At 69.6% G+C, this 24930-nt stretch carries 22 protein-coding genes; 13 read left to right on the top strand and 9 right to left on the bottom strand.

The window, feature by feature from the left end:
- The first annotated feature begins 2 nt into the window (after positions 1 to 2).
- From Pla133_RS14140 to Pla133_RS14125, 4 genes are all read left to right on the top strand, one after another.
- Entirely contained in the window at positions 3 to 797 is a 795-nt protein-coding gene (locus Pla133_RS14140; protein WP_145066309.1) for an ABC transporter ATP-binding protein, read from the top strand.
- Positions 794 to 1789, top strand: a complete 996-nt coding sequence (locus Pla133_RS14135; RefSeq protein WP_145066307.1) for an MlaD family protein — start codon at positions 794 to 796, stop codon at positions 1787 to 1789. Before Pla133_RS14140 ends, Pla133_RS14135 begins: the two co-directional genes overlap by 4 nt.
- Complete coding sequence (locus Pla133_RS14130; RefSeq protein ID WP_145066305.1) at positions 1786 to 2421, top strand: ABC-type transport auxiliary lipoprotein family protein; 636 nt, start codon at positions 1786 to 1788, stop codon at positions 2419 to 2421. The genes Pla133_RS14135 and Pla133_RS14130 overlap by 4 nt, the downstream gene beginning before the upstream one ends.
- Positions 2422 to 2509: 88 nt before the next feature.
- Entirely contained in the window at positions 2510 to 3376 is an 867-nt protein-coding gene (locus tag Pla133_RS14125) for an HDOD domain-containing protein (protein WP_419191528.1), read from the top strand.
- A gap of 104 nt (positions 3377 to 3480) precedes the next feature.
- On the opposite strand, the gene Pla133_RS14120 is transcribed toward Pla133_RS14125, so the two are convergent.
- The 4 genes from Pla133_RS14120 to Pla133_RS14105 all read right to left on the bottom strand — a co-directional run bounded on the left by Pla133_RS14120 (position 3481) and on the right by Pla133_RS14105 (position 6843).
- Entirely contained in the window at positions 3481 to 4251 is a 771-nt protein-coding gene (locus Pla133_RS14120) for a hypothetical protein (protein ID WP_419195390.1), read from the bottom strand.
- Positions 4252 to 4272: 21 nt separating this feature from the next.
- Complete coding sequence (locus Pla133_RS14115) at positions 4273 to 4476, bottom strand: hypothetical protein (RefSeq protein ID WP_145066298.1); 204 nt, start codon at positions 4474 to 4476, stop codon at positions 4273 to 4275.
- A gap of 94 nt (positions 4477 to 4570) precedes the next feature.
- Entirely contained in the window at positions 4571 to 4981 is a 411-nt protein-coding gene (locus Pla133_RS14110) for a DUF4345 family protein (protein ID WP_145066296.1), read from the bottom strand.
- 53 nt (positions 4982 to 5034) lie between these two features.
- Complete coding sequence (locus tag Pla133_RS14105) at positions 5035 to 6843, bottom strand: RecQ family ATP-dependent DNA helicase (RefSeq protein WP_419191527.1); 1809 nt, start codon at positions 6841 to 6843, stop codon at positions 5035 to 5037.
- A 24-nt stretch (positions 6844 to 6867) separates the two neighbouring features.
- Between Pla133_RS14105 and Pla133_RS14100 the strand changes: the two genes are divergently transcribed.
- The 5 genes from Pla133_RS14100 to Pla133_RS14080 all read left to right on the top strand — a co-directional run bounded on the left by Pla133_RS14100 (position 6868) and on the right by Pla133_RS14080 (position 12589).
- Positions 6868 to 8397 (top strand): FMN-binding glutamate synthase family protein, encoded by a 1530-nt coding sequence (locus Pla133_RS14100; protein WP_145066292.1) that lies wholly within the window; start codon positions 6868 to 6870, stop codon positions 8395 to 8397.
- Positions 8398 to 8683: 286 nt separating this feature from the next.
- Positions 8684 to 9379 (top strand): CPBP family intramembrane glutamic endopeptidase, encoded by a 696-nt coding sequence (locus Pla133_RS14095; RefSeq protein WP_419191526.1) that lies wholly within the window; start codon positions 8684 to 8686, stop codon positions 9377 to 9379.
- Positions 9380 to 9441: 62 nt separating this feature from the next.
- Positions 9442 to 10365 (top strand): hypothetical protein, encoded by a 924-nt coding sequence (locus tag Pla133_RS14090; RefSeq protein WP_145066288.1) that lies wholly within the window; start codon positions 9442 to 9444, stop codon positions 10363 to 10365.
- Between the two features lie 65 nt (positions 10366 to 10430).
- Positions 10431 to 12254 (top strand): ABC transporter ATP-binding protein, encoded by a 1824-nt coding sequence (locus tag Pla133_RS14085; RefSeq protein ID WP_145066286.1) that lies wholly within the window; start codon positions 10431 to 10433, stop codon positions 12252 to 12254.
- A complete protein-coding gene (locus tag Pla133_RS14080; protein WP_419191525.1) occupies positions 12212 to 12589 on the top strand; it encodes a peptide chain release factor family protein in 378 nt (125 codons plus the stop codon). Before Pla133_RS14085 ends, Pla133_RS14080 begins: the two co-directional genes overlap by 43 nt.
- A gap of 255 nt (positions 12590 to 12844) precedes the next feature.
- Here Pla133_RS14080 and Pla133_RS14075 read toward each other — a convergent pair whose 3' ends face one another.
- The 4 genes from Pla133_RS14075 to Pla133_RS14060 are packed head-to-tail and all read right to left on the bottom strand — an operon-like array spanning position 12845 to position 20087.
- Positions 12845 to 13954: a GNAT family N-acetyltransferase gene (locus Pla133_RS14075; protein ID WP_145066284.1), complete on the bottom strand. Its 1110-nt coding sequence runs from the start codon at positions 13952 to 13954 to the stop codon at positions 12845 to 12847.
- A complete protein-coding gene (locus Pla133_RS14070; RefSeq protein WP_145066282.1) occupies positions 13954 to 16164 on the bottom strand; it encodes a sulfatase family protein in 2211 nt (736 codons plus the stop codon). The genes Pla133_RS14075 and Pla133_RS14070 overlap by 1 nt, the downstream gene beginning before the upstream one ends.
- Before the next feature lie 12 nt (positions 16165 to 16176).
- Complete coding sequence (locus Pla133_RS14065; RefSeq protein ID WP_145066280.1) at positions 16177 to 16914, bottom strand: GNAT family N-acetyltransferase; 738 nt, start codon at positions 16912 to 16914, stop codon at positions 16177 to 16179.
- Between the two features lie 41 nt (positions 16915 to 16955).
- Positions 16956 to 20087 carry an SMP-30/gluconolactonase/LRE family protein gene (locus tag Pla133_RS14060; RefSeq protein ID WP_145066278.1) on the bottom strand — a complete coding sequence of 1044 codons (3132 nt, stop codon included), beginning with the start codon at positions 20085 to 20087 and terminating at the stop codon, positions 16956 to 16958.
- A gap of 190 nt (positions 20088 to 20277) precedes the next feature.
- On the opposite strand from Pla133_RS14060, the gene Pla133_RS14055 reads away from it, so the two are divergent.
- The 4 genes from Pla133_RS14055 to Pla133_RS14040 all read left to right on the top strand — a co-directional run bounded on the left by Pla133_RS14055 (position 20278) and on the right by Pla133_RS14040 (position 23922).
- Positions 20278 to 21009 carry a PilZ domain-containing protein gene (locus tag Pla133_RS14055; RefSeq protein WP_145066276.1) on the top strand — a complete coding sequence of 244 codons (732 nt, stop codon included), beginning with the start codon at positions 20278 to 20280 and terminating at the stop codon, positions 21007 to 21009.
- A gap of 246 nt (positions 21010 to 21255) precedes the next feature.
- Positions 21256 to 22443 carry a S1 RNA-binding domain-containing protein gene (locus Pla133_RS14050; protein WP_145066274.1) on the top strand — a complete coding sequence of 396 codons (1188 nt, stop codon included), beginning with the start codon at positions 21256 to 21258 and terminating at the stop codon, positions 22441 to 22443.
- A 10-nt stretch (positions 22444 to 22453) separates the two neighbouring features.
- A complete protein-coding gene (locus Pla133_RS14045) occupies positions 22454 to 22747 on the top strand; it encodes a zinc ribbon domain-containing protein (protein ID WP_145066272.1) in 294 nt (97 codons plus the stop codon).
- A 299-nt stretch (positions 22748 to 23046) separates the two neighbouring features.
- Complete coding sequence (locus Pla133_RS14040; RefSeq protein WP_145066270.1) at positions 23047 to 23922, top strand: hypothetical protein; 876 nt, start codon at positions 23047 to 23049, stop codon at positions 23920 to 23922.
- Between the two features lie 80 nt (positions 23923 to 24002).
- On the opposite strand, the gene Pla133_RS14035 is transcribed toward Pla133_RS14040, so the two are convergent.
- The gene (locus Pla133_RS14035; protein ID WP_145066268.1) at positions 24003 to 24866 is read right to left on the bottom strand and encodes a class I SAM-dependent methyltransferase; all 864 of its coding nucleotides are present in this window, start codon (positions 24864 to 24866) and stop codon (positions 24003 to 24005) included.
- Positions 24867 to 24930 lie beyond the last annotated feature (64 nt).

Genomic DNA, 24930 nt, shown 5'->3' with positions numbered 1-24930 from the left:
CCTTGGACGTCGACCAACGACCGCCCCCGATCCTCGAGGCCCGCCGACTGACTGTCGGCTGGGGCGGTGTGCCGATTCTCGAGGACCTCTACCTGCCCGTGGAGCGGGGCGCGGTCCTGTGCGTGCTGGGGGGCAGCGGCACGGGCAAGTCGACCCTGTTGCGCGCCCTGATCGGTCTGGACCGGCCGATGTCGGGCGAGGTCATCATGCGCGTCGAGCCCGACCCGTACCTGCCTCCGGAGGCGCCGCGGCTGGGAGTCCTGTTCCAATCGGCGGCGCTGTTCGGCTCGATGACGGTGCTCGAGAACGTGGCTCTGCCCCTGCGGCGCTGGACCGATCTGGACCCGCGGGCGATCGAGACCATCGCCCGCGCCAAGCTGCGCCTGGTGGGTCTGGAGTCCTACGAGAACCACCTTCCGGCGGAGCTCTCGGGCGGCATGAAGAAGCGCGCCGGCATCGCCCGGGCGATCGCCCTCGAGGCGCCGCTGCTATTCCTGGACGAGCCGTCGGCCGGTCTGGATCCGGTCACGAGCGCGGCCTTGGACGATCTGATCCTGACCCTCAACCGGAACCTGGGGATCACCGTCGTGATCGTGACCCACGAGCTGCAGAGCGTCTATCGGATCGGCACCGACTGCGTGTTGCTCCACCGCGATACGAAGGGCATCGTGGCCCGCGGTCGTCCCACCGTCCTGCGCGACAAGTCCAAGGATCCGCGGGTGCGCGCCTTCTTCCACGCCGAGCATTCTCTTCGGTCGAGCCAGTCGGACGCCCAGCCCGCGCAAGTCCAGCCATGATCGTCAATCCCGCCAACCACTGGAAACTGGGCCTGTTCGTAGTGGGATCGGCCGCCATGGGCTTCGGTGCCTTGACCTACTTCGGGGCCGAGCGGATCTCGCGCGAGACCTTCGAAGTGGTCAGCTACTTCGGCGAGTCGGTCGAGGGGCTCGACGTGGGGTCGCCGGTCAAGTACCGCGGGGTGACCCTGGGGCGGGTGGAGAAGATCGGCTTCGCGCCCAACCGCACCGACGTGGCCGTGACCAGCGAGATCTTCTTCGAGACGGTCAAGAGCCTGGGCTTGCTCGAGCAACTGCCGACCGTCAGCACCGGCTTGAACTTCGAGATCGAGGGCCTGCGGGTGCAGCTCTCGCGCTCGGGGATCACGGGCATCGCCTACCTCGAGGCCGACGTGTTCGACACCGAGCGCATGCCAGAGCCCGTCTACGACTTCACCGTGCCCTGGAACCACGTGCCGAGCACCGAGTCGACCCTCGCGTCCCTCGGCAGCACCCTGGCCGAGACCCTCGACTCGATGCCGGAGCTGCTCAAGTCGACCAACGACCTGGTCAACCGCTTGGACGGCGCGCTCGAGAGCCTCGACGTCGAGTCCATCGGGGCCGACACTCGCGCGACCCTGGGCGCGGTCCGGGACCTGGCCCAGGACCTGAGCGCCCTGGAGACCGCGCAGCTGGTCGGGGACCTGCGCCTGGCGGTGGAGGACGTGCGCGCGCTCACGGCGCAGGTCTCGACCGCGCTCGAGCCCCTCGGGCCGGCGGTGGTCGATGCGCGCGAGGCGGCCTCCGCGGCGCGGGTGGACCTGGCCGAGACCGGCTCGGCGATTCGCGCGGCGAGCGTCTCGGTGGAGTCCTTGACCGACGAGAGCCGACTCCTGGCCCGCGATCTGCGCGTGGAGCTCTCGGAGTTGGGCGAGACGCTGGGCGCGCTTCGACGCCTGGCCGAGTTGTTGGAGCGCGATCCCTCGTCGCTCCTGCGCGGACGCCAACCTTGAGCAACGGACTATCCACCATGGGCCGCTATCCGATCACCGTCGCCGCGCTCGCCTGCGCCGTCCTGGCCTCCTGCCTCGGTGGGCCGGGGATCGAGCCGCGCTACTTCTCGGCTACCGCCGCCTTCGATGCCAACCTCGAAGCGGCCCAGCCCGACGCCGACGAGGTCTACTTGATCGAGCTGCAGCCGGTGCGAGTGGTGGGGCACCTGCGCGAGCGCATGGTTTGGCGCGACGGGGCCGGGGAGGTGGGCTTTCGCGAGGATCGGCGCTGGAGCGAAGATCCCGCTGGCCTGCTGGCCCGCGGTCTCGAAGCGGCCCTCGCCGCCGCGCCGGGGGTGGGCGCCGCACCCGCCGCCGCGGAGTGGAGCCTGTCGGTGACCCTGGAGCAGTTCGGCGAGCTGCGCGCCACGGACACCCGCGCCGAAGTGGGCCTTCGCGCGACCCTCGTCGACCGTCGCGGCAGGGTCGTGTTGCAACGGCAATTCAGCGCGTCCGAGCCGGTTGCCGACGACGATCCGGGCGCCCTGGTGCGGGCCTTGGGCGCGGAATTGGCGGACCAGGTGCAGCTGCTGTTGGCCGCCGTCGAGGACGAGTTGGCGGCCCGCGGCGTGGCTCGTACGGCCTTTCGCTGAAGGGCCCGGATTTTATGGGGCGCGACCCTCAGGTCCCGCCTGGGGGCGGTCGATGCGGAGGGTGGATCCGTACTCGAATCCCCCTGCGATGCTCCCGATCCCCGACGACTTCGGCGCCGACGCCTCGGCGGAACAGATCTCAGAGATCCTCGTGCACGGCCTGGGCTCCGGCGAGATCGAAGTGCCGGTGCTCAACCAGAGTGTGGTGCGCCTGTTGGAACTCTGTCGCGAGGAGGACTACAGGGTCGAGGCGGTCGTCGGCATCGTCTCCCGCGACCCGGCCCTGGCGGCGCGGATCCTGCGCGTTTCCAACTCGGCGGCCTACGCGCCGACCATTGCGATCGAAACGGTGGGGCAGGCCGTGACGCGCCTGGGGGCCAGGGCCCTGTCCGAGATCGCCCTGGCGTTGATGCTCAAGAACCAGGTCTTCCGGGCCTCCAGCCGCCATTCGGAGATGGTCCGACGCCTGTGGTTGCACTCGGCCATCGCCGGGATCTACGCCAAGAACATCGCGATCCTGCGCGGCGGGTTGGCCGAGTCCGGAATGCTCGAGGGGCTGCTACACGACGTCGGGCGGCCGGTCGTGATCCAGCTCCTCGGCGATGTGGAGAAGACCATCGGCGAGAACCTGCCCGCCGACGTCTTCCACTCGGTCGTGGACGAGCTGCACTGCGACATCGGGGCCTTGCTGGTTCGTGAGTGGGGTCTGCCCGGTCACCTCGACACGGCCGTGGCTCTGCATCACCGACCCTTCGCGATCAGCGACCATCGCGACGCCGCGGTCGTCGCGCACCTCGCCGACGAATTGGCCCACTGGGCCGCCGATCCGCAGTCGCGCGACGAGAGCAAGCTGCGAGGTCACCTGGCCGTGCGACACCTGGGCTTCTCGGCCGCGGATCTCGAGAGCCTGTTCGCCGAGCCTGAGCGGGTGTGCGAGCTGGCCGTCTGCTTCTGAGCGGATCCACGAACGGGAGACGCCACCGACCGATCGGGATCGGGCGGCGGCGCCGGTCAGACATCTGAGGCGTCCTGGCCTCTGGGGCTCGAGTCGCGCTCGCTTCAGTCCTTGGCGATCGATGCGAGGTGGCTCGCACGCTCGGCGGCCTTGCTGCCGGCGTACTTCTCGGCGAACTTCTCGAGCTTCTTGCGCGAGTCGTCGACTCCGTCCTCGCGGACCTTGGCGTAGATCTTGTCGAACGCCTGGGCGGCCTCGAGCTCGGGTTGCAGGTCCTCGGCTTCGAACATCGCCAGGGCTGCGGCAGCGCGCGGACCGAAGGTCGGGTGCTCCGCGAGGAGTCCATCGAGCTCGGTGGCCAGCACCAGGGCATCGAGCGGGTAGCCGAGTTCCAACAGGCGATCGATGCGGGCCAGCTCGAGGTCGATCTTGGCCTCGACCTGTGCGCGCAATTGCGCGGCACCGGCGGCGTCTTCACGGCCCTTGGCCTCGATCTTCGCCAGCCCGTCGAGGGCGTCCATGTAGTCGCGCTCCGCGAACGCCTTCCAGGCCTTCTTGGCGGAACTCGGCGCACCCTCGGGCAGCTCCTTCGCCAGGTCGATCTGGTCGGCGATGGCGTCCTCGAGGTCGCTCTTGATGCTGCCCGGGTTGCCCTTCATCAGGACCTTCCCGTCGATGCCGAGCAGCACGCAGCTCGGCAGGGTTCCGCTGCCCGAGCTACACGGCCGCTCGTGGGTCCACAGGCCGTTGCCGGCCATCCAACCGCGCTCGTAGACGAAGCGCTCCGCCTCGGGCTGGGGCGTGTTCTGACTCTCGACGAAGAGCACCACGAGCTCGCCTTCGAATTCCTGCGACAACTTGACGGAGGCCGGCACGGACCCCCCGACGCAGGAGGGTCACCTGGTGCCCCAGAACTCGATCAGCACGGGCTTGCCGAGGAAGTCGGACATGTCCGACTGGCCCAGGGCTCCGACGATCGGGTTCCGGAAGCTGTACTCGACCTTGTCGCCGGGCTCGACGCCCTCGACCGGGGCGGGGAAGGCGAAGGCAGCCGCGGCCAGGGGAATGGCCGCGATCGCTGCGATGACTGTGCGCTGCATGGGGACTCCTTGTGGGGTGCGGACCGGGGGGCGGTCCTCCGAGAGGGTAGCCGGCGCGACGCGAGGACGGGTCCGGCTTCCGTCATCCAGGACACTAGGCTTCGCTGTCGCCCCGGGAACGGTTGGTCTCGGGATCCATGCTGCGGGAGCCCATGGCCAAGAGGAGCGCGAGCCCGATTTCCACGGCCCCGAGCCCGGCGGTGTAGGTGCTGAGGCCGTCCAGCGCCAAGCTCGACAGTCGCCCCAGTCCCAGCGCGGCGAAGACCAGCGCGAGCGCCGCCAGCCAGGCCTGCCCCCGGGGTCCGCGCAGGGCCAGGAGCTGAACCAGGCCGAGGCCGAGGATCAGGCCCCCGTAGGTCGCGCGAACCTCACCCCGGGCCTCGGGGCTGTTCAGGGTGAAGCCCAGCAGTTCGGCTGCCCGATCCGGCAACCCGAGGGCAAAGAGGCCCCAGGCCAGGTTGGCCAGGGCGGTCAAGACCAGGAGGACTCGGAGGATCGGATGCATGGCTCGGTGGTCGTCGATCGGGCGCTCGCGGAGGCCTTCGTCGTATTCGGCGCTCAGGATTCGCCCTCTTTCAGCCGCTCGACCCGTTGTCGACGCAGGTCGACCTTGCGGCGCCGGAAGTCGCCCACGCTCTCGACCAGCAGGGTCATGCGCTTGCCGCGGCCTTCGATCCCGACCACCTGGCCCAAGTGCCTGCCGTCCACGCGGACCCAGTCGCCGCGCTCGAAGCGCGGCCGTGATTCGCTCGCAACCGGATTCTCGGACTCGGACTCGGATTCGGACTGGGACTCGGATTCGGACTGGGACTCGGACTCGGACTGGGACCGAGGTTCGGACCGGGGCGCCGAGCCTGGCCCGGCATCCACGGGCCGGGCGGAACAATGGGCGTCGATCCACGCGTCGACGGGTGTGCAGCGATCGCAGGCGCCACAGGGCGTCGAGGGCTGCTCGAGGTCGAAGTGCTCCGCCAACACCACCCGCCGGCAGCGCTCGTCCCGCGCGCCCGCCTGCCACATGCCGAGCAGGCCCTCCAGATCCCTCCGCAGCTTCTCCTCGGTGCCGACGAAGGCGGGCAGCTCGCCCGGCTCCAGGTGCCGCACCACGCGCAGGTCGCCGGTCTCGAAGCCACCTTGGGTGACGCCGAGAACTTCCAGCCACTTGAGGCAGATCGATACGCGGTTGTCGCCGCGTTGCTTCACCAGGAGCTCGTCGCGCAGGTCGTCCAGGTCCTTGACCGCGCTGCGCTCGCCCCAGCTCCGCAGGGTCTCGTAAACCCCCAGCAGGTACTCGCGGTCGGGGTTGGCCCAGCGCACGAAGTTCTGCTGCACGGCCAGGTCCTCCTGGTCCAGCAGCAGCTCGCAGAAGGAGGGCGCGCCGTCGCGCCCGGCGCGGCCGATCTCCTGGGTCCAGGCCTCGATCGTGCGTGGCAGCTGGGCGTGCATCACGAAGCGGATGTCGGCCTTGTCGACGCCCATGCCGAAGGCGTTGGTGGCCAGGACCACTTCGCGTTCGGAGGCCATGAAGCGCGCCTGCATGCGGCGCCGCTCGTCGGGACCCAGCTTGCCGTGGTAGACCAGGCTGCGGATGCCGCGCCGGCGCAGCTCGTCACGCAGGTGCTCCAGGTCGCGAATCAGCGTCGAGTACACGATGCCCGGGCCGTCGATCGCCGCGATGCGCGCGGCCAGGTGGGGGACCTTGTCCTCGGGGCGGTCGACGGGGGTGGCGCCGATGAACAGCTCTGGGCGATCGATACCCGAGCGCAGCACGAGCGGGTCCCGCAGGCCCAGTTGCGAGCGGATGTCCGCGGCCACACGTGGCGTCGCCGTGGCCGTCAGAGCCACCGCCGGCGGATCGCCGATCAAGCGCCGGTAGTCGCCCATGCGCCAGTAGTCCGGCCGAAAGTCGTGACCCCACTCGCTGATGCAATGGGCCTCGTCCACGGCCAGACGCGTGATCGGAAGGCGCGGCAGCAGTTCGAGGAAGACCGGACTGCGGAAGCGCTCGGGCGTGACGAAGAGCAGGTCGAGCTTGCCGGCCGCCGCAGACTCGAGCCGACTGCGGCGCTCCGCGCCCGAGAGGGTCGAGTTGACGAAGCTGGCGGCAATGCCCTTGGCGCGCAGGGCGTCGACCTGATCCTGCATCAGGGCGATCAGCGGGCTGACGACCAGGGTCAAGCCATCCAGCAGCAGGGCCGGCAGTTGATAGACCAGGGACTTGCCCCCGCCGGTGGGCATGGTGATCAACACGTCGCGTCCGGCGAGCACCGCATCGATGGCGGCCTCCTGGTCGGCGCGGAAGGCACTGTGCCCGAAGCGCGCTTGGAGCGCGCGCCGGGCGTCGTCGAGGGTGGGCTTGGTCGACACGGGGGAGATGCTAACCTGCGGCCAATGGGTCAGGTGATCATCGCTGCCGTGTTGGGCCTGCTCGGCGCCCTGGTCGTGTTCGACGTGGTGCAGCGCAAGCACGCGATCCTGCGTAACTTCCCGCTCATCGGGCACCTGCGCTACATCCTGGAGTCGGTCGGACCGGAGCTGAGGCAGTACATCGTCACCAGCAACGACGAGGAGCGACCGTTCAGCCGCGACCGTCGTTCGTGGGTCTACGCCAGCTCGAAGCTGCGCAACAACTACTTCGGCTTCGGGACCGACAACGAGCTCGAGCTGTCGTCGAACTATCTGATCCTCAAGCAGGCGACGTTCCCCTGGCCCGATCCCGTCGTCGGTGGCCCCGGCTACGACCCGAACTACCTGCTCCCGGGCGGCAAGGTTCTGGGAGGTCCGCGCGGCCGCGCGCGTGCCTTCAGGCCGGAATCGGCGATCAACGTCTCGGCCATGAGCTTCGGCTCGCTCAGCGCCAACGCCGTCGAGGCCATCAATCGCGGTTGCGCCGACGCCGGGTGTCTCCACAACACCGGCGAGGGCGGGATCTCCGACCACCACCGCCATGGAGCGGGCCTGATCTGGCAGCTCGGGACCGGCTACTTCGGCGCACGCGACGCCCAGGGACGCTTCGACATGGCGCGCTTCATGGACAATTGCGCCTCCGCCGACGTGCGCGCGATCGAGATCAAGCTGAGCCAGGGCGCCAAGCCCGGTCGTGGCGGGGTCCTACCGGGCAAGAAGGTCACCCCCGAGATCGCGGCCATCCGCGGCATTCCTGAAGGCCGCGACTGCATCAGTCCCTCGTCTCACAGCGCCTTCTCCGACGCGGACTCGATGCTCGACTTCGTGGAGCGCCTGGCCGAGGCCACCGGACTGCCGGTGGGGATCAAGTCGGCCGTTGGGGAGAGCTCCTTCTGGCAGGAGCTCGCCGGTCTGATGGAGTCGGGGGAGCGCGGGGTCGACTACATCCAGATCGACGGTGGTGAAGGCGGGACGGGTGCTGCGCCCCTGGCCTTCTCCGACCACGTCTCCCTGCCCTTCAAGATCGGCATGGCACGCGTCTATCGCATTTTCGCCGAGCGCGGCGTCGACGAACGCGTGACCTTCATCGGATCCGGCAAGCTGGGCTTCCCGGTCGAGGCGCTGCTCGGCTTCGCCCTGGGCTGCGACATGGTCTCGGTGGCGCGGGAGTCGATGCTGGCCATCGGCTGCATCCAGGCCCAGCGCTGTCACACGGGCCACTGCCCGACCGGGGTGGCGACCCAGAATCGCTGGTTGGCGCGCGGCCTCGATCCCCGCCACAAGTCCGAACGCCTGGCGAACTACATTCGCACCCTACGCAAGGAACTGCTCTGGTTGGCGCGTGCGGCGGGCCATCCGCACCCCGCCCTGGTGACCGCCGACCAGTTCGAGATCCTCGACGGGCGGTTGGGAGCCGAGACTGCCGAGGACCTGTTCGAGTACCGGGCGCGCTGGGGACGCCCGGGCGCCGCGGATCGAGCCTTCCTGCGCGGGATCGCGACTGCCAAGTCCTGAGGCCGCCTGGCTGGCTCCGACCCCGCCGTGCTGGGCAGGGGGCCGGCGGGCGTCTTCGACGGGCGGCAGGACCAACCGAGCAGCGCCTGCGCGGCGGCCGTTCTCCGGTCCGGGGAAGTCGGCGTTCGATCCTGCATCCCGTGCCGGCTGTCGGTCGATGAAGGCGGGGGTCGAAGTGAACCTCGCCAGCTTGAAGCACTCCAGCCACCACAGCCGATCCCGACGCGCCGCGGCGCACCCCGGGTTGCGTGTGGGGCGACCCCGCGCTTCGCGCAGGTCGGGGTCGATGCAGCGGCTGCAGCGGGCGCGGGCGAGCCAACTCGCGCGGCGCTTGCAAGCGGCTTCGCGCAGCCGGTTGTGGCTGCGGATCGAGCTGGGGCTGATCTTCTTCGGCATCCCGACCGTCGTGCTGGTCTGCCGGCTCTCCGGCTTTCGACTGCCCTTGGTTCCGACCCTGTTGGTGGTCTGTGCCGGCATCGTGGCCATGCTGGTGCGTGACCCGCACTTCGATCGCCGTGTGCTAGCGACCCTGCGGGGTCTGGGCAACGAGAGCCGGCGCGTGCTGCTCTTCTTCGCCGTCAGCGCGGCGGTGTTGATGGCCTACACCGCCTGGGTCTGGCCCGAGCGCTTCCTCGACCTGCCGCGCGAGCGCCCCTGGCTGTGGGCCATGGTGATGGTGCTCTACCCGGTCCTGTCGGTCCTGCCCCAGGAGCTGATCTACCGGGTCTACTTCTTCCATCGCTACTCCCGAGCGGTGGGCGATCCGCGCGTTCTCCTGGCGCTTTCGGCGGTGGCCTTCGGCTACGTGCACGTGCTCTACGGCGCTTGGATCTCGGTCATCCTGACCCTGGTGGGGGGCCTCCTGTTCGGCCTCACCTACCTGCGCACGCGCTCGATCTGGCTGGTGTCGCTGGAGCACGCCCTCTACGGCTGCTTCCTGTTCACCGTTGGCCTGGGCCGATTCTTCTACGAAGCGGTCTGAGCTGGTGGGGGCGCCGGGCGGCGCTATGCTCTGGGCCGAATCCGGTCACCACGAGATCCGCCATGCGCACCGCCCAGCTCAGCTTCGTGCTCCTCATGGGAGCCTTCGCCGTCCCTTCCGCAGCGACTCGCGCGGAGAGTCTGGTCCACACCGGCCCGCTCGGTGGGGCCGCGTCCAGCGCGTCCGAAGCGGCCGTCGAGCCCACCTCGACCGTCCAGGATGCCAAGGCCGTCACCGAGGCCTACCACGGCTTCTTCGAGGCTCGCGACCGCGAGGGCTTGGCCGACCTGTGGCGCGCGAATCCGGGGCGCGTGCTGGTCACCATCGACGCCGACCTGGAAGCGTCGCTGCGGCTCTGGGAGCAGAGCCCCGAGGAGCCCGATCGAGCGGGCATTGCGGAGCTCCACGCCCGCGCGCTGTTCGGCGCGGAGGTGGCGGCCGAGGCCCGCGGCAACTCGATCCTGCGTGACTACGCCAGCGCCTTCGTGGGTTGGACCGACGTGCAGAAGCTCGACTTCCGCGCCGGCCAAGCGGCGTTCGGGCGCGCCGCCCAGGCCCTGCGCGGCGGCGACGCCGAGGTGGCCCTGGCCGCGGCCCAGGAGTGCCGCGAGCGCGCCCTGCCCCTGGGCGATTGGTGGGGCACGGCGATGGGGCTCGAGTTCGAGGCGGCCGCCCTGCGGACCCTCGGCCGCCACGAAGAGGCCCTCGCAGCCGGAGTCCGGGCGCGGCAGATCTACCACCAGTTGGGGCTCGGCTCGAGCGCCCTCGGCTGCGCCTTGGGTGCGCTCGAGTCCGCCATCAGTCTGGAGCGCTGGCAGCGCGCCCACGCGCTCTGCGACGACTGCGTCCACGCTGTGGCGGCGGCGGGAGATCGCGCGCGCCAGGCGGCGCTTCTGGGACAGCGCGCCGCGATCGAGGACGAGCTCGGCCTCACCGAGCGTGCCGCGGCCACGCGCGCCGAGGCCGACGCCCTGGGCGACCAGTAGCCCCACTGAATCGCGGGGCGGGCGGGGGTGTCCTCGGGGCGGCCCCGCTACCCTCTGTGGCCCACATGGCTGCCCCGACCCCGACCTCCGCGCCCCGAGTGCGCTCGCCCCTGGCGCGCCTGTTCGGCTATTCCGCCGATCACCGCGGCCGGGTCTGGCTGGCGTCGATCGCCTCGGTGCTGAACAAGGTCCTGGACCTGGCGCCGCCACTCTTGATCGGCGCGGCGGTGGACCTCGTCACCGCGAGCGTCCAGGGCGATCTGAGCAGCTCGGCCATCGCCCAGCTCGGCTATCCGGAGCCCGCGACCCAGATCTGGATCCTGGGCGGGTTGACCGTGCTGATCTGGGTGCTCGAGTCGCTGACGGAGTACGCCGAGAAGGTCTGGTGGCGCCAGTTGGCCCAGGACCTGCAGCACGACTTCCGCCTGGACGCCTACGGGCACGTGCAGGGCCTGGAGCTCGAGTTCTTCGAGGACCGCAGCACCGGCGGCCTGATGAGCGTCCTCAACGACGACGTCAACCAGCTCGAGCGCTTCCTGAACGGCGGGGCCAACGACCTCTTGCAGGTGGTCACGACCGTGGTCACCGTCGGGGGCATCTTCTTCTGGATCGATCCGGGTGTGGCCTGGATGGCGATGCTTCCGATGCCCTTCATCCTGTGGGGCTCGGTGATCTACCAGCGCAAGCTCGCGCCGCGTTACGCGGAGGTGCGCGACACGGTCGGCGCACTGAACGGCGACCTGGCCGGGAATCTGGGCGGGATCGCGACGATCAAGAGCTTCACTTCGGAGGAGCGCGAGCTCGACCGCGTGCGCCAGCGCTCGCTCGAGTACAGCCGGGCCAACGCCCGCGCGATCGTGCTCAGCTCGGCCTTCTCGCCCCTGATCCGCATGGTGGTCCTGGTCGGCTTCACGGCGACGATGATCGCCGGTGGCCTGGCGGCGATCCGGGGCGACATCGCGCCGGGCTCCTACGCCGTGATGGTCTTCTTGACCCAACGCCTGCTCTGGCCGCTGACCCGCCTGGGTGAGACCTTCGACCTCTACCAGCGAGCCATGGCGTCCACCACGCGGCTGCTCGACCTGATCGACACCCCGGCGGGGATCGTCTCGGGACCCGAGCGCCTGCCGCGCGACGAGGTGCGCGGGCACGTGCGCTTCGAGGGCGTCGACTTCGGCTACAGCTCGGGGCCGCCGGTCTTCAAGGGGCTCGAGCTGGAGCTGCGTCCCGGTGAGACCACGGCCATCGTCGGCGCGACGGGCGGCGGCAAGTCGACCCTGATCAAGCTGCTGCTGCGCTTCTACCAGCCCCAGGGCGGGCGCGTGACCCTCGACGGCCACGACCTGCGCGAACTCGACCTGCGCGACCTGCGCGACGCGGTGGGCCTGGTCAGTCAGGACGTGTTCGTGTTCCACGGCAGCGTGGCTGAGAACATCGCCTACGGGCGGCCCGACGCGTCCGCGGACCAGCTGCGGCGCGCGGCCGAGGTCGCGGAGGCTGACGAGTTCGTGGGACGCTTGGCCGAGGGCTACGACACGGTCGTGGGCGAGCGCGGCCAGAAGCTGTCGGGCGGACAGCGCCAGCGCCTGTCGATCGCCCGCGCCGTGCTCAAGGATCCGCCGATCCTGGTGCTGGACGAGGCCACCTCCGCGGTGGACAACGAGACCGAGGCTGCGATCCAGCGCTCCCTCGAGCGCGTCTCGCGGGGGCGCACGACGCTGGTCATCGCCCACCGCCTCTCGACCATCCGTCACGCCGACCGCATCTACGTGCTCGAGCACGGCCGCGTGGCCGAAGTCGGGCGCCACGAGGAGCTGGTCGAAGCGGGCGGCAGCTACGCGAACTTGTGGAAGGTACAGACGGGAGCAGCGGTCAGCCACGCGGTCTGAACGGGCCCCTGGATCGGGAGTCCGTCGAGCGCGACTGCGACATCTCCTTCCTGCGCGGCTCGGGACCGGGGGGGCAGCACCGCAACAAGACCGAAACGGCCGTGCGCCTGACGCACCGGCCGACGGGCATCTCCGTGGTCGCCCAGGAGAATCGCAGCCAGCACCGAAACCGTGAAGCCGCCTTCGAGCGTCTGATCGAGAAGCTCGAGGCCCTGCGCCGCAAGCCCAAGCGCCGCCGCGCCACGCGCAAGCCCCGCTCGGCCGACCGCAAGCGCCTCGACTCCAAGCGCAAGCAGGCCGACAAGAAGCGCGACCGCCGCGGCGGACACGACTGACCTCGCGTCCAGGGCGCGTCGACCGCCAAGATCTGCCCCAAGTTCGAGCCGGTCGCGCCTTCAGCGGTCCGTACGCGGGTCCGGTAACCAGCGCGCGTTCGGCGATCGTCGCCCCCTCAGACACGAGCTCACGTTCAACGGCGTGATGAGCCCCCAGCGGCCAGATGGACGATCAATGGCCGAAGGAGCGATCAACGGCAGGATGCACGTTCTACGGCCCGTCACGCGTTGTGTGCGCAGCCGCACGTTGTCTGCTCAGCCGCGCAGTCGGTCGACGGCGGCGCGCAGGCCATAGGCCAAGCGGCCGCGCCATCGGGGCAGGGCCAGGGCCAGGGTGCGGCAGTCGCGGGGCTCGGCGTTCCAGTCGCGCTTGTGGCGCGAGTCGCCGCCCATGAAGTCGTAGCGGCGCGCGCCCTGCCCGATCAGTTGCTCCAGGGCCCATCCGCGCAGGGCGATGCCCGGACGGAAGGCGTCGACCGCGGGGTCGTAGCCTTCCTGCAGTTGGTAGTAAGTGCCGTCGATCAAGGCGCCGATCTGCAGGCAGATGGCGCGGCCTTCGTGGTCGAGCCGCGCCAGGCGCAGGGAACCCTCGGCCGCGAGGCCGTGGGCCAGCTCACCGTAGTAGCGGCGCCGCGGAGCCTGCGCGAAGCTGCCGGCTTCGCCCACGCTCTGCCAGCGCAGTGCGTGGAGCTCGAAGAGCGTCTCGAGGTGCTCGTCCAGGCGGCCCGTGTCGTCGCACCAACTGGCCGTGGCCCCCGCCTCCTCGGCACGCCGTCGAGCCTGGCGCACCTTGCTTCGCATGCGCTTGGGCAGGCGACCGAGTTGCTCCTCGAAGGTCGGGGCCAGGTCGCTCACGGCACAGGCATCGGGACGCTCGCGCGTCGGCAGGCGGCGCTCGGCGGCGACCTGGCGCCAACACTCGAGCACGGTGGAGTCCGCCGGGACGCTGGCCAGGACCAGGGCTTGCAGGCCCCGCTCGCGCCGGAGTAGTTCGATCGCACACTCCACCGCCGCGCGCTCCGCACCGGGTCGGGTGGGGAGGTCGAGGTAGTCGGAGTCGAAGGTCCCGTCGACCAGCAGGCGTGCGCGGCCCAGGGCCAGGGGACCCCGCGCAGGCTCGCGGCGAAAGGGCAAGAGGGCCTGGGCCCGTCCGTCACGATCGCGCAGGACCCAGCCGAAGGGCGCGCCCGGGCCCGACTCGTCCAGCCAGCCTCGCGCGTAGGCACGCACGAAGGTGAAGCCGTTGCAGAGCGGATCCACGCCGCTGGCCGCGACCAACTCGCGCCATTCGGGTTCGAGGGCCTCCAGGGCCGCGCGCCCTTCGAAGCGCTCAGCCGTCAGCTCGTCGGCGGTCACGCGGCCCATCAGTCGCCCATGTAGCCGAGGGCGCGCAATTGCTGCTCGGTGGCCGCGTCCACTTCGCCGTCCAGGGCCTGGCCCCGCAGACCCTTGGTCTCGAGGAACTCCAGGTGGTCGGCGAGGGCCTGCTCGAGCTCCTCGACGACGGACTCGAAGCGCGGGTCGTTGTAGAGGTTCTCGCGCTCGTGGGGATCGGCCTCGAGGTCGAACAGCTCCTCGGTCGGGTAGCCGCGCGAACTCGGCCTGAATTTCGAGCGCAGGGTGTGGACCAGCTTCCACTTGCCCTGGCGCAGGCCCGTATGGACGAAGTCGTCGCTGGCGGTCTGGGCCATCGCGAACTCGTTCTCCAGGAAGAGCAGTTCGCGGTCGGTCCAGGCTGCGTCGGTCGTGGCGGCCGCGAAGGACTTGCCATCGCCCAACTGCTCGATGCCCAGGCCGGCCAGGTCACAGACGGTCGCCGGCAGATCGACCATCTGCACGGGGGTGTCGACCACGAGTCCGGCGGCCACTCCCGGACCGTGCATGATCAGGGGCACGCCGACCACGGGCTGGTAGAGGGAGTAGCCGTGGCCCTGCTCATCGAACTCGAACCACTCCTCGCCGTGGTCGGAGGTCAACACGAAGAGCGTCTCGTCCCACTTGCCCAGGCCGCGCAGGGTCTCGATCAGCTCGCCCAGACCTGTGTCGGCGTAGCGGATCTCGGCGTCGTAGAGGTCGCGTCCCACCAGGCGCTTGCGCTCGTTGTGGAGCACGATGCCGTGGTCGTTCTCGAACATGCGCCGGAACTCGGCCGGCGGTGCGTAGGGCGCGTGGGGGTCGATGTAGTGCAGGTACAGGAAGTAGGGCTCGTCGCCCTGGACGTCGAGCCAGCGCCGCACGTGGCGGTTGAGTTGGCGGACGTCGTTCTCGTACTTCCAGTTGAACTGGTGGCGACTGAGGGCCGAGGCCAGGGCGCCGATCCAGGAGGCGCGGATCGAGGCCCGGCGCAGGGTGTCCTCGACCGGCGAGTCGAAGAAGTCGTCGAAGCCGCGGTCGAAGCCGAAGACGCGCTTCACGTTGGGGTTGGTGACGAAGCCCGCCGTGCGGTAGCCGGCGTCGCGGAAGACCTCGGCCAGGGAGCGCTCACCCTTGGGGATGCGGACCGAGGCGCCGTGGAACAGGGCGCCGTGGCGGCCCGGGTAGAGGCCGGTCAAGAGCGTCGCGGTGGACGGCTTGGTCCAGGGCGCGGCCGAGCTGAAGTCGGCGAAGCGCGTGCCCTCGCCGGCGATGGCGTCCAGCACCGGCGTCGTGGGGCGGGGGTAGCCGTAGCAGGAGAGGGCGTCCGCGCGCAGGGTGTCGACGACCACGTACACGACGTTCGGCCGCTCGGGACCCGCGGGGGCGGACGCGGCCGCGGCGGGATCGCCGGCCGATCTGGCGCTGGCCTTGCTGTGCTTGTCGAGCTGGGCGGGTCCAGGTCGGGAGAGCAGAACGCCCACGGCCAGGCAAGCGGCAGACGCCAGCACCGCAGCGCGCCCCAGACGCGAGCTGGGGCGCCGGTCCACCCCCTGGGGTTCGGGCAGGACGGCCATCAACAGCCGGGTGGCGAGGATGGCGACGGGAATCGCGAGCAGGACTGCGCCGCCGGCCAGGGCCAGCTTGCCGGCTGGTCCACCCGGGCCGCGCAGGCGCGCCTCCTCGACACAGACGGCCGACACGACCAAGGCCAGGGAGGCTCCGGCGCCGAGGGCCGTGTGGGTCGGTCGCCTCGCTGCACTCAGCCAGCGCGCGACTCGCACCAGCACGAGTCCGGCGACGAGGATCCCGACCGTGCCTGCCAGGTCGTAGAGGGTCAGGCTCAGCGGCGTGAGGAAGGGCACGAACTCGCGCCCGTAGTAGCTGCCATAGACAGCGAAGATGCCCAGGGACGTGGCGAGCAGCACGAACAGTCCGCGTGAGCGGTCAGCGCGCTCCAGGTCGTCGGCGGCGCGAGTGCGCGCCAGGACGCCGGCAGTGAGCGCGAGCACGAACACCACCAGCCCCCAGCCCACCCCCTCGAGACCTGCCCTCAGGAGCCAGGCAGTGAGGCGGTCGCCCATGCTCGAGGGCGGGCCCGCCTGGAACTCCAGGACGTGGATGGCGCGAGTGATCTCCACGGCAGCGACCAGACCTCCGATCAGGAAGGCCAGGCTGGCGGAGCGAACGGCGGTGCGAAGGGCGGGAGCGAGCAAGGGCATCGGCGGCGCGAGTCAGCGGTCGAGTTCGGAGCCGCTGCGGGGCACGGCCCGGGGAAATCGGCGACGCAGCTTCGCATCCGCGAGGGTCCACTGCCAGCGCTTGAAGCCCAGGGTCAGGAAGCCGCCGACGCTTCCGAATCCCACGGCGTCGAGCCCCCGTCGGGAGACGCCCTTGGCCACGTGTGCGTAGCCCACCAGCTCCTTGGCCCCCCGGCTGGCCAGATCGGCCAGGACGAAGCGCATGCCCGCTTGGTAGAGCTTGCGCCCGCGGTGCTCGGGGCTGGTGTAGGCCTTGTAGATGAAGACCTGATCGGGACCCAGGGCGCGCTTGAGGCTGCCTGGGACGTTGAGGTTGCGGGGATTGACCCACATGGTAAAGACGGGCCCCGTCGAGGCAGGATCGTCCCCGTCGGGGATCGCGACCACCAAGCGGTGCCCGACCTCCAAGCGGCGCGCGCCGACCTCTCGGTCGCGGGGGGAGAGTTCGGTGTCGCGCTGGGTGCACGCGGCCAGGTCCTCCGGCGATCCGAAGCGCAGGCTGTAGCCGGGCGGCGGCGTGAAGTCGACGTGCTCGGCCTCGACCGGCTTGACGAAGACGTCGAAGCGGTCGAAGACGAAGCTCCAACGGATCGCGCCCGCCACCCCGCGCAGGGCATGGAGCGGTCCACGGCGCGTATCGCCGCCTTCGGGCACGTCTCCCACAGTCCGAGTCGTCGCGAGGCCAGTGGGCGAGTTCGGTGATTCAGGCACGTGGGCGGGTCCGCTCGGGTCTGGGCGCGCGTCTCAACGGGTCACGGTCCGAAGAAGAGCTGGGTCGTCCCGCCGATCGAAGTCACTCCGTTGGGGGAGCTGAAGTCGATCGTGATCCAGAACATGTCCATGAAGATGCCCGCCGATTGCAGCCCCGGGTCGGCCGGGATCGACAGGCCCGCGGAGGGCGGGGACTTGCCTGCGCCGTCCAGGACGCCCTGGAAGTCGACGAAGGTCGGCGGCAGCAGGAACTGGAACCAGAGCGGATCGAGGGACAGGGGCAGGATACGGGGGTCGGCTGTGTCGCCGAAGACCGCCAAGGGGAAGCCGTCGCCCTTGCCGGAGAAACCCGGCAGTACGAAGTAGGTCTGGCCCGCCGCGGCCGGGTGGTCGATGCCGAAGGGCGTGAAGCCGCCGAAGTCGACCAGGCCCGCGATGTTCATGTCGATGGCCGAGCCCCCGCCAGTCGGGCGGGACTGGGCGGGAACGGGTAGACCGCTCACGCCGTGTTCGTAGAGCGCGTAGCCGTCGAGCACGAACAGGCTCGTGCCCTGGGGGCCCGCGACCCCGGGGGTGCCGGGGGCGAGGAACAGACCGGTGGGGTGGGCGTAGCCGCCTGCGAAGACCGCGCTGTCGCCGAGGACGGTGTCGAAGCGTTGCACCCGTCCCGTGTCGCCCTCGAGCACGAAGAGGATGCCGTCGGTCGTGAAGCACAGCTCACCCTCGCCGTCGCCGACGGAGTAGCCGCGTGGGGAACCGAGGTCTGAGGGCAGCACGTGGCCCGCGCGCGCCAGGACGGTATCCAGTGTCACGCGCAAGAGCTCGCCGCGCACTTCGCCGGGCTTGCCTTGCTGGCTGACGTAGAGGTCGCCACTGAGCGGACTGATGGCCAGGCTCTCGCCGCCCGCCGAGCGCGCCCAATCGGTGATCGACCCACCAGAGACGATGCCGATGCGCGCCGCGGCGGGGGCCATGGGCGAGCGATCGAGAATCACCATGTCGCCGGTGTCGCGCAGGGCCAGGCCGCGCAGGTCGTGGATCTGGTCGCCGGTGTCGGAGTAGGCGACCGTCGCCTGCCAACCGCTGCCGGCTCCGATGCTGAACACGATGCCCTCGGCGTTGGCGATGTAGAGCTCGCCTGAGGCGCGGGCGACGCCGGCTACCAGGTCACCTACGAGGCCCTCGGCGGGACCGGCCAAGATCGTCGCGGGTGAGCCGTCCAGGGGCAGGCGCAGCAGGTGGGCCGCGTCCGTGCCGACGATGGCCGCAGCGCCGGCCGGATCGGCGAGGGCGAAGCGTGCCGCGCCGTACTGCGGCGGTAGAAAGCCGACCGGAGCCCCGACCACCGGCGCGTCGCGGTCCAGGACCGACGGCGCCGGAGCCGGCATGTGGGGGATCTCCCACAGGTTGTTCCACTCGGTGACGTAGAGGCTCCAGCCCGTGTCACTCGGCGTGCCGGGGCGCGAGGGTGCCAGGGCCATGCCCGCGGGACGGTTGAGGTAGCCGGAGCCGACACGCACCTTGGCCCCGGTGAAGCGGTCGTAGCGGTAGACCGCGAACTCGTCCTCGCAACTGGTGTACACGCCACCCATGCAATCGACCAGGAGGTCGCCGTCGCCCCAGGTGTGGCCGTTGGCGAAGTTCAGGGTGTCGAAGATGCCGAATGGGTCGAGCTCACCGTTGGTCTCGTCGACCACGGCCACACGACCACCGAATCCCGCCGAACCCCACTCGCTGGCCAGGAGGGTGTTGGTGAAGGGGTCACCCACGACCCCGCGGGAATCGGTGCTCGTCGCGAGCACCGTGGCGCTGCCGTTCTCGACCTCCCAGATGTGTCCGAAGGCGTAGCCGGCCCGTTCGGCCAAGTAGCTGCGGCCGTCGCGCGCCGCGGCGAGGCCCTTGGCGACGACGATCTGGTCGCCCGGGTCCTCGAACAGCTTGGTCACGCTCAATGGGTTCTCCTGAATCCGTCGCACGCGGCCGAGGAAGGTCAGCGCGAGGATGCTGCTGTCCGGTTGGACGCTCAGGCCTTCGATGCGCCCGTCGAGTCCGTTGGCGTCGCTGGCCACCAGGTTGACGGTGCCGGTGGCCGGGTCGATGCGGCGTACTTCGGCCAGGGAACCCCACAGGTCGCCGCCGACCAGCAGGGAGCCGTCGGGCTCGGAGGCCATGCAGAAGACGTTCAGGCCGGAGTGGAAGAGGACGTGCTCGCCCGGACTCGGAACCTGACCCAGGGAGTCGGCGAAGAGCGGGGCAGGCGCGCCCGCGTCGATCAACTCGCGGATCTCGGTGGGCCCGTTGCCCTGTGCGATCCAGACGCTGAAGCCCGTCGAGCTGCCCGAGCCCGAGCTCGAGGGTGCGATGGCGAGGCCGCGCCGCGGGGCGCTACCGGTCTCGATCAGGTTGGTCGTGCCGGCGAAGCGGTCGTGGTGCAGCAACTTGGGGCCGGCGATCCAGTAGGCGCTGCCGTCCACCTCCGTGGCCAGGTCTCCGTCGAGGCTCGAGGAGCCGATACCCGGGACGGTGAAACCGTCGATCAAGGAAGCCACCGGCGCGGTACCGGTGGTCAGCGCTTGCAGCAAGCCGCCCGCGGTGGCGTCGGCCAGGAGCAGGCCGCCCGTTTGAGGGTCGGGCGCGATCGCCAGGGGTTGGTTGGCGACCAGGTAGTAGCTCCACAGCTTCGCGCTGGGCGGTTCGGGACCCGAGACGTCGACCCAGGCCAGGGCGCGGTAGCCCGAGGAGATGGTCGCGACCGCGGCGACGTGGTTGCCGGAGGCGTCGACGATCAGGTCGGTGGGATCGTTGATCAGGTAGAGGTTGTCGTAGACGAGGACCGGCGCGCCGCCGCCCGGGGGCACGTGCCAGATCTCGCCGAACTGGTCGATCACCGCGATCTGCCCGTCCGGCGTCGGGTGCAGGGCTCGGAGTGGATTGGGGAAGGCCCCCGAGACCGCGGTGACGAGCAGGGTCACGCTTCCGTTGGCCTCGATGCGCCCCACGTCCCCTGCGGTCGTGCAGTACAAGAGCCGCCCGTCGCTGTCCCGGATCAGGTCGACGACCTGTCCTGACACAGTCGTTGCGAGCTGGGACTGGGTGGCGGGGGAGGCGCCGCAGGGGGCCGCAAGGAGGGCTCCCGTGAGGGTCAGGGCAGCGATGTGGGGATCGGGAATCATGTCTGAGTGCGGCGGGAAGGGCCGCGATGCTCGGTCCAAGGATACCCGTCCCTGGGATTCGGGCCCCGTTCCTGGGGGCGAGGGGCGTCCAAAAAACCGACAGGTGTGAAGTCCCGCATCCGGAGCCTCAGGGTCCTGAACGGGACAGGATGGTGGGACCGAAGCGCCGGGATGCCAGAATCCCCGCCGCTTGGGACTCTTTGGCTTCGGCAACAGACGGCGGCACTACCGGTCCGGATTCAGCTTCCCTGGGGAGCTTCAGGCGGTGCTGATTCCAGAGGTGGACGCCGCGCAGGAGGATCCTGCCGAGGTGCTCGACACGAGCTTTGGCGGGTGCGCGCTGCTCGTGTCGGCGCAGGTAGCGGCGCGCTTTCCGGATGGGGCCCACACCCACGTGCGTTTCACGCGCTCGAGGGAGGGTGACAGCCAGCTCATGGCCGTCGAAGTGGTGCGGCGTGCGCCGAACCCCGAGGGAGTTCTACTGGGCACTCGCTTCATTCAGCCCGAGACCTTCGCCACGCGATTGGCGACTCCCTGGTGGCGCTACTTCAACCGCCGCGGAACCCTGCGGATCCCCTGCGCCCAAGGTCAGGTGACGGTGCGCCTGGTGGGTGGAGGCTCGAGCCTGGAGACCAGCCTGGCCAACCTGGCCGTCGACGGCTTCGGCGTGGGGGTGAGCCAATCGGATCGCGCGAGACTCCTGCCTGGCGCCGAGGTGCGAGCCGCCCTGAGCTTCCAGGGAGGCTCCAAGCCGCTGCGGTTCATCTCGCGGGTGGTGCATGTCTCGCCCCAGGCGCGTCGCTTTCTGGTCGGGTGCGCGTTCGAAGGGGAGAAGACGCCCGAGTTTCCGGCACTTCAGGACAGGGTCTCGCGTTGGATCGGCGCGTGGCAGCGGGCCCAGATCGCGCGTAAGGACGAGTAGGGTGAGTTCGCGGACTCGGGCCCTGCCGGCGCCGGTGATGGGGGCGGTGGTGAGGGGAGTTCTTGGCCGCTGTTCTGGCCCGGGTGGTGGCTAGGCGCGAGCGCCGGTCCGAGCGCTGGGTGCACGGACTGGCGGGGGGGGCATGGCTGCCGCGGACCCATCGATGGGATCGCCGGGGGTGAAATCCCCGCGCAAGTGGCCTAGCCTCGGGGAGCGCGGGGGTCGGTCCGGCGCGGATACAACACGATGGCCCGCCGCAGGTCCAAGCCCCAGCGCGTCGCTCAGCGCCCCTCGACCGAGGTCGCCGTTCCGACCCCCGAGCACGGGGCACATACCCTGGGGGTGTGGCGAGGGACCATTGTCGGGCGTGATCGCAGCGACCTGTTCGTCGAGCTCGGTCCACGCATGCAGGGCGTGTTGAGGGTCGAGGACTTCGACCAGCCGCCCAGTGTGGGAGAGACGGTCGACGTCACCCTTCACGGTCGCGAGGAGGGCCTTTGGATCCTGAGCCCCTCCGCGAGCCTGCCGCTCGCATCCTGGGAACGGGCACAGATCGGCGATCTGGTGGAAGCCAGGCTGCTCTCGGCTACCCGCGGTGGCTTCGATGCCCGAGTCGGGAAGCTGCATGGGTTCCTGCCCTTTTCCGCCAGCGGACTTGGGCGGCGGGACAAGCCGGAGACTCTGCTCGGGCGGGCGCTGCCCTGTGAAGTGGTCGATGTGGACACCGCCCGGCAGCGGGTCACTCTGAGTCACAAGCGCTACCTGGCCCGCTTGGCCGAGGCGCGGGCCGCCGCTGGGGCACGGCTCCGGCCCGGACAGACGGTCCGAGGGAGGGTGGCCGAACTGGTTCCCTTCGGTGCCTTCGTCGACCTCGGGCAGGGCGTCCGGGGACTGCTTCACCGCAGCAACATCGCCTACGAACGAGTCCTCGACCCCGCGGAGCACCTGAGCGTGGGTGAGTCGATCGAGCTACTCGTGCTCTCCATTCGCGACGGCGGCCGGCGGGTCGCCTTGGGCTTGAAGCAGCGCTTCCCGAGTCCCTGGGCCGGACTCGCGAGGCGAGTGCGGCACGGCGAGCTCCTGCGAGGCGAAGTCGTCGATGTCGTCGGCTTCGGGCTGTTCGTGCGCGTCGTGACGGGAGTGGTGGGGCTCGTTCATCAGAGTGAACTCGGCCTGGCCCCGGGCATGCCCAGTGGCCACGCGGCGCGAGAGGGCGATCAAGTCGTCGTGCGTGTGTTGGCCCTGGATGCCCAGCGCGAGCGCCTCTCGCTCTCGCTGACCCGAGCCGATGGGTCGCGGCTTGACCCCGAAGAGCACTTGGAGACCGAGGATCTCGAGCGGCTCGAGGTGGACCCGAGCCTTCGATCGGATGGCCTGGGCCGGCTGCTCCACGCGGCCCTGCGGGAACGGACAGATCAGGGTGGCAGCGCTTAGAGTGTTGGCGATGGACGACGACGAGTTGACGCAGGGAGTGGAGGCTGGTGGGGACTGGGGCGGCGACGACGAGGATGGGCGAGAGGACGACGCCGAGTCGGATGGTGGCGGTGGGCTGACGGACGAGGCGAGCTACGTTTGTTGGGCCTGCGGTGAGGAGATCGTCATACCGGTCGAGCCGGGGATGGGGAGTTCGCAGGACTTCGTCGAGGACTGTCCGGTGTGTTGTCGGCCGAATCGGGTTCGGGTCGAGTTGGGGGGGGATGGGGGTGTGAGGGAGTCTTGGTCCCTCGGAGACCCCTAGGGATGCTGACCCCGTCCGCTGTGCCTAGTTCGGCAATCGGGGTGTAACCAAGCGCACCCTGGCGGGGTCCTGGCGGCATGGAATCCTCCCAATGCCGTGGATCCTCCGAGAGGAGGCGGCGCTCCCTCGAACACTTCATTCCCCGAAGTTGCCCGTCGCAGGAGTGTGAGTCGCAGACGGGTACTTCTCCGTTCGAGTTCGTCTCCAAGGGGTCCTATCCGCGGGCGTGCGATGGTAGGCGGATCCCGCGCTTCCGGTGCAAGGTGTGCGGCAAGGGCTTCTCCGCGCAGACATTCCGTGTGGACTACCGGCTCAAGAGGCCGCTCCGTCTGCTGCAGCACTTCGAGCTCTTCATCTCGAAGGTCACAATGCGGCAGTGCGCCCGGATCACCGGGGCCAAGCTCGACACAGTGGCTCGCCACCAGCGATTGCTCGGCGAACACTGCAGGGCGCTCCAGCGATCGCTGCTGGTCCGAGCTGCGTCGACATCCGAGCGGCAGCTCGAAGTGAGGATCGCCTTCGACGAACTCGAGACCTTCGAGATCGATCGTCTCGAGCAGCCGGTCACAGTCGCCGTAGTTGCTGACGCGAAATCCCTCTTCATCTACGAGAGTGAAGTCGGCGCACTGGCTCCTCGACCGAGCGCACGCTCTCGAAGGGGAGAACGAGACCCTTCGAAGCAATCTGTATCCGGATCGAAGGTGGGCCGGGAACGCCGCTGCGGATCACGGCGAACGGTGCGGGCCGCGCTCCGCCGAACCGCGCTCTGGCTCGGGCCGAAGGCCGCAGTTACCGCGATCTCCGACTTCAAATCCACCTATCCAGGAGCAATCCATCGCGCTTTCGGGCAGCAGCTTGTTCAGCACATCAAGGTTCGTTCCACGTCCCCGAGGAACACGAGGAACCCACTGTTTCCAGCGAACCTCACCCTAGCGATGCTCCGAGATGGAGCATCGCGGCTCGTTCGCAGGTCGTGGGCCCATTCGAAGCACCGAGGACGACTCAGGCTTCATCTTTGGATCTGGATCGCCTGGAGGAATTGGTGCAGGGAGAGGGTTGTCGGCTCTCGACGATCGACGGCCGCGATGGCATCAGGGCTGGCTCGGGCAGCCTTCACGATAGAGCAACTGCTGGGATTTCACGGGCGGTTCGAGGAGCTCGCCGGCCTCCCATGATCGTTTGCTGAAGTAGGCCCGGGGCAAGTCAGGCGCGCCTGCGAGGATCGGTCAGATAGGCACACCTGACGGGGTCAGCATCATTGGTAGGCCTGGGCTTCGGCCTGAACGAACGAGAAGAAAAACACCGCATTCGGATCATGCGCCACCGACTTCAACTCCCCCTTCATCCCTTCCACAACCTCCTCCGAGACCTTCCCCGCCTCCAACAACCCCGCCGACCCCGACAGCAGGAGATCACTCCAGAATCGAAGGAAGTCTGCCCGCTCCCCCGGTGATCTATTGTCGAGATGGATCGTCCGCACCCTTGTCCGAATCTCGCGGTAGCCCACCGCCAGCATCAGGTTCCCCAGCTTCGCCCCGACGAACGGATCCCCGCCGAGCTCGAGCTGGTAGTCGTTGAAGGCCAGCCAGTAGTTCATCGTGCACGGGCTGTAGGGATCGATGAAGAACGACATGTTCTGGACCTCGGTCGCGACGACAACCGACCCGGGCCGCAGAACCCGGCGCACTTCGGAGAGGATCTGCGCGGGGTTGGGGACATGTTCGAGCACCCAACACAGGAATGCCGCGTCGAAGCTCCCGGTCTCTTGACTCAGGCTCGAGGCGTCCTGCAGCGAGAGCTCCCACCGCCCCTCTGCCCCGGGGAGTTCGGCCAGCCGGCGCCGTGCGCGCGCGAGGTTGCTCTCGGAGGCATCCACGCCCGTGACGTGCATGTCAGGGAAGCGTCGAAGCAGGATCTCGGACTGGGCTCCCACTCCACAGCCCACCTCGAGTAGGCGCCGCGAGCGGTGCAGGGGGAGCCGGCCGTAGATTCGCTGCTCCATGAATCGAGCCTGGTGGTAGAGGCGGTCCTGCTCGCGCTCGGTGAAGCCGTGCAGGTAGCCGCGCTTCTTCTCGGCGGTGGATCGGGTGGCGTCGGCTCGAGGCTCTTGGGGCGTCATGGGAGTGGGTCTCGGTAGGGGGCTGGGAAAGATGTTCGCAGTCGAGGTGCGCGGCGTCCATGCC

This window comes from Engelhardtia mirabilis, assembly GCF_007748095.1.
In the GTDB taxonomy this organism is placed as follows: Bacteria; Planctomycetota; UBA1135; order UBA1135.
This window is presented reverse-complemented; position numbering and strand designations above follow the sequence as displayed.

Coding starts and splice junctions, on each gene's coding strand:
- Pla133_RS14070 (WP_145066282.1), bottom strand. CDS start 16,164: ATGCCCTTGCTCGCTCCCGCCCTTCGCACCGCCGTTCGCTCCGCCAGC.
- Pla133_RS14135 (WP_145066307.1), top strand. CDS start 794: ATGATCGTCAATCCCGCCAACCACTGGAAACTGGGCCTGTTCGTAGTG.
- Pla133_RS14045 (WP_145066272.1), top strand. CDS start 22,454: ATGGACGACGACGAGTTGACGCAGGGAGTGGAGGCTGGTGGGGACTGG.
- Pla133_RS14095 (WP_419191526.1), top strand. CDS start 8,684: ATGCAGCGGCTGCAGCGGGCGCGGGCGAGCCAACTCGCGCGGCGCTTG.
- Pla133_RS14035 (WP_145066268.1), bottom strand. CDS start 24,866: ATGACGCCCCAAGAGCCTCGAGCCGACGCCACCCGATCCACCGCCGAG.
- Pla133_RS14125 (WP_419191528.1), top strand. CDS start 2,510: ATGCTCCCGATCCCCGACGACTTCGGCGCCGACGCCTCGGCGGAACAG.
- Pla133_RS14085 (WP_145066286.1), top strand. CDS start 10,431: ATGGCTGCCCCGACCCCGACCTCCGCGCCCCGAGTGCGCTCGCCCCTG.
- Pla133_RS14110 (WP_145066296.1), bottom strand. CDS start 4,981: ATGCATCCGATCCTCCGAGTCCTCCTGGTCTTGACCGCCCTGGCCAAC.
- Pla133_RS14100 (WP_145066292.1), top strand. CDS start 6,868: ATGGGTCAGGTGATCATCGCTGCCGTGTTGGGCCTGCTCGGCGCCCTG.
- Pla133_RS14060 (WP_145066278.1), bottom strand. CDS start 20,087: ATGATTCCCGATCCCCACATCGCTGCCCTGACCCTCACGGGAGCCCTC.
- Pla133_RS14075 (WP_145066284.1), bottom strand. CDS start 13,954: ATGGGCCGCGTGACCGCCGACGAGCTGACGGCTGAGCGCTTCGAAGGG.
- Pla133_RS14050 (WP_145066274.1), top strand. CDS start 21,256: ATGGCCCGCCGCAGGTCCAAGCCCCAGCGCGTCGCTCAGCGCCCCTCG.
- Pla133_RS14115 (WP_145066298.1), bottom strand. CDS start 4,476: ATGCAGCGCACAGTCATCGCAGCGATCGCGGCCATTCCCCTGGCCGCG.
- Pla133_RS14090 (WP_145066288.1), top strand. CDS start 9,442: ATGCGCACCGCCCAGCTCAGCTTCGTGCTCCTCATGGGAGCCTTCGCC.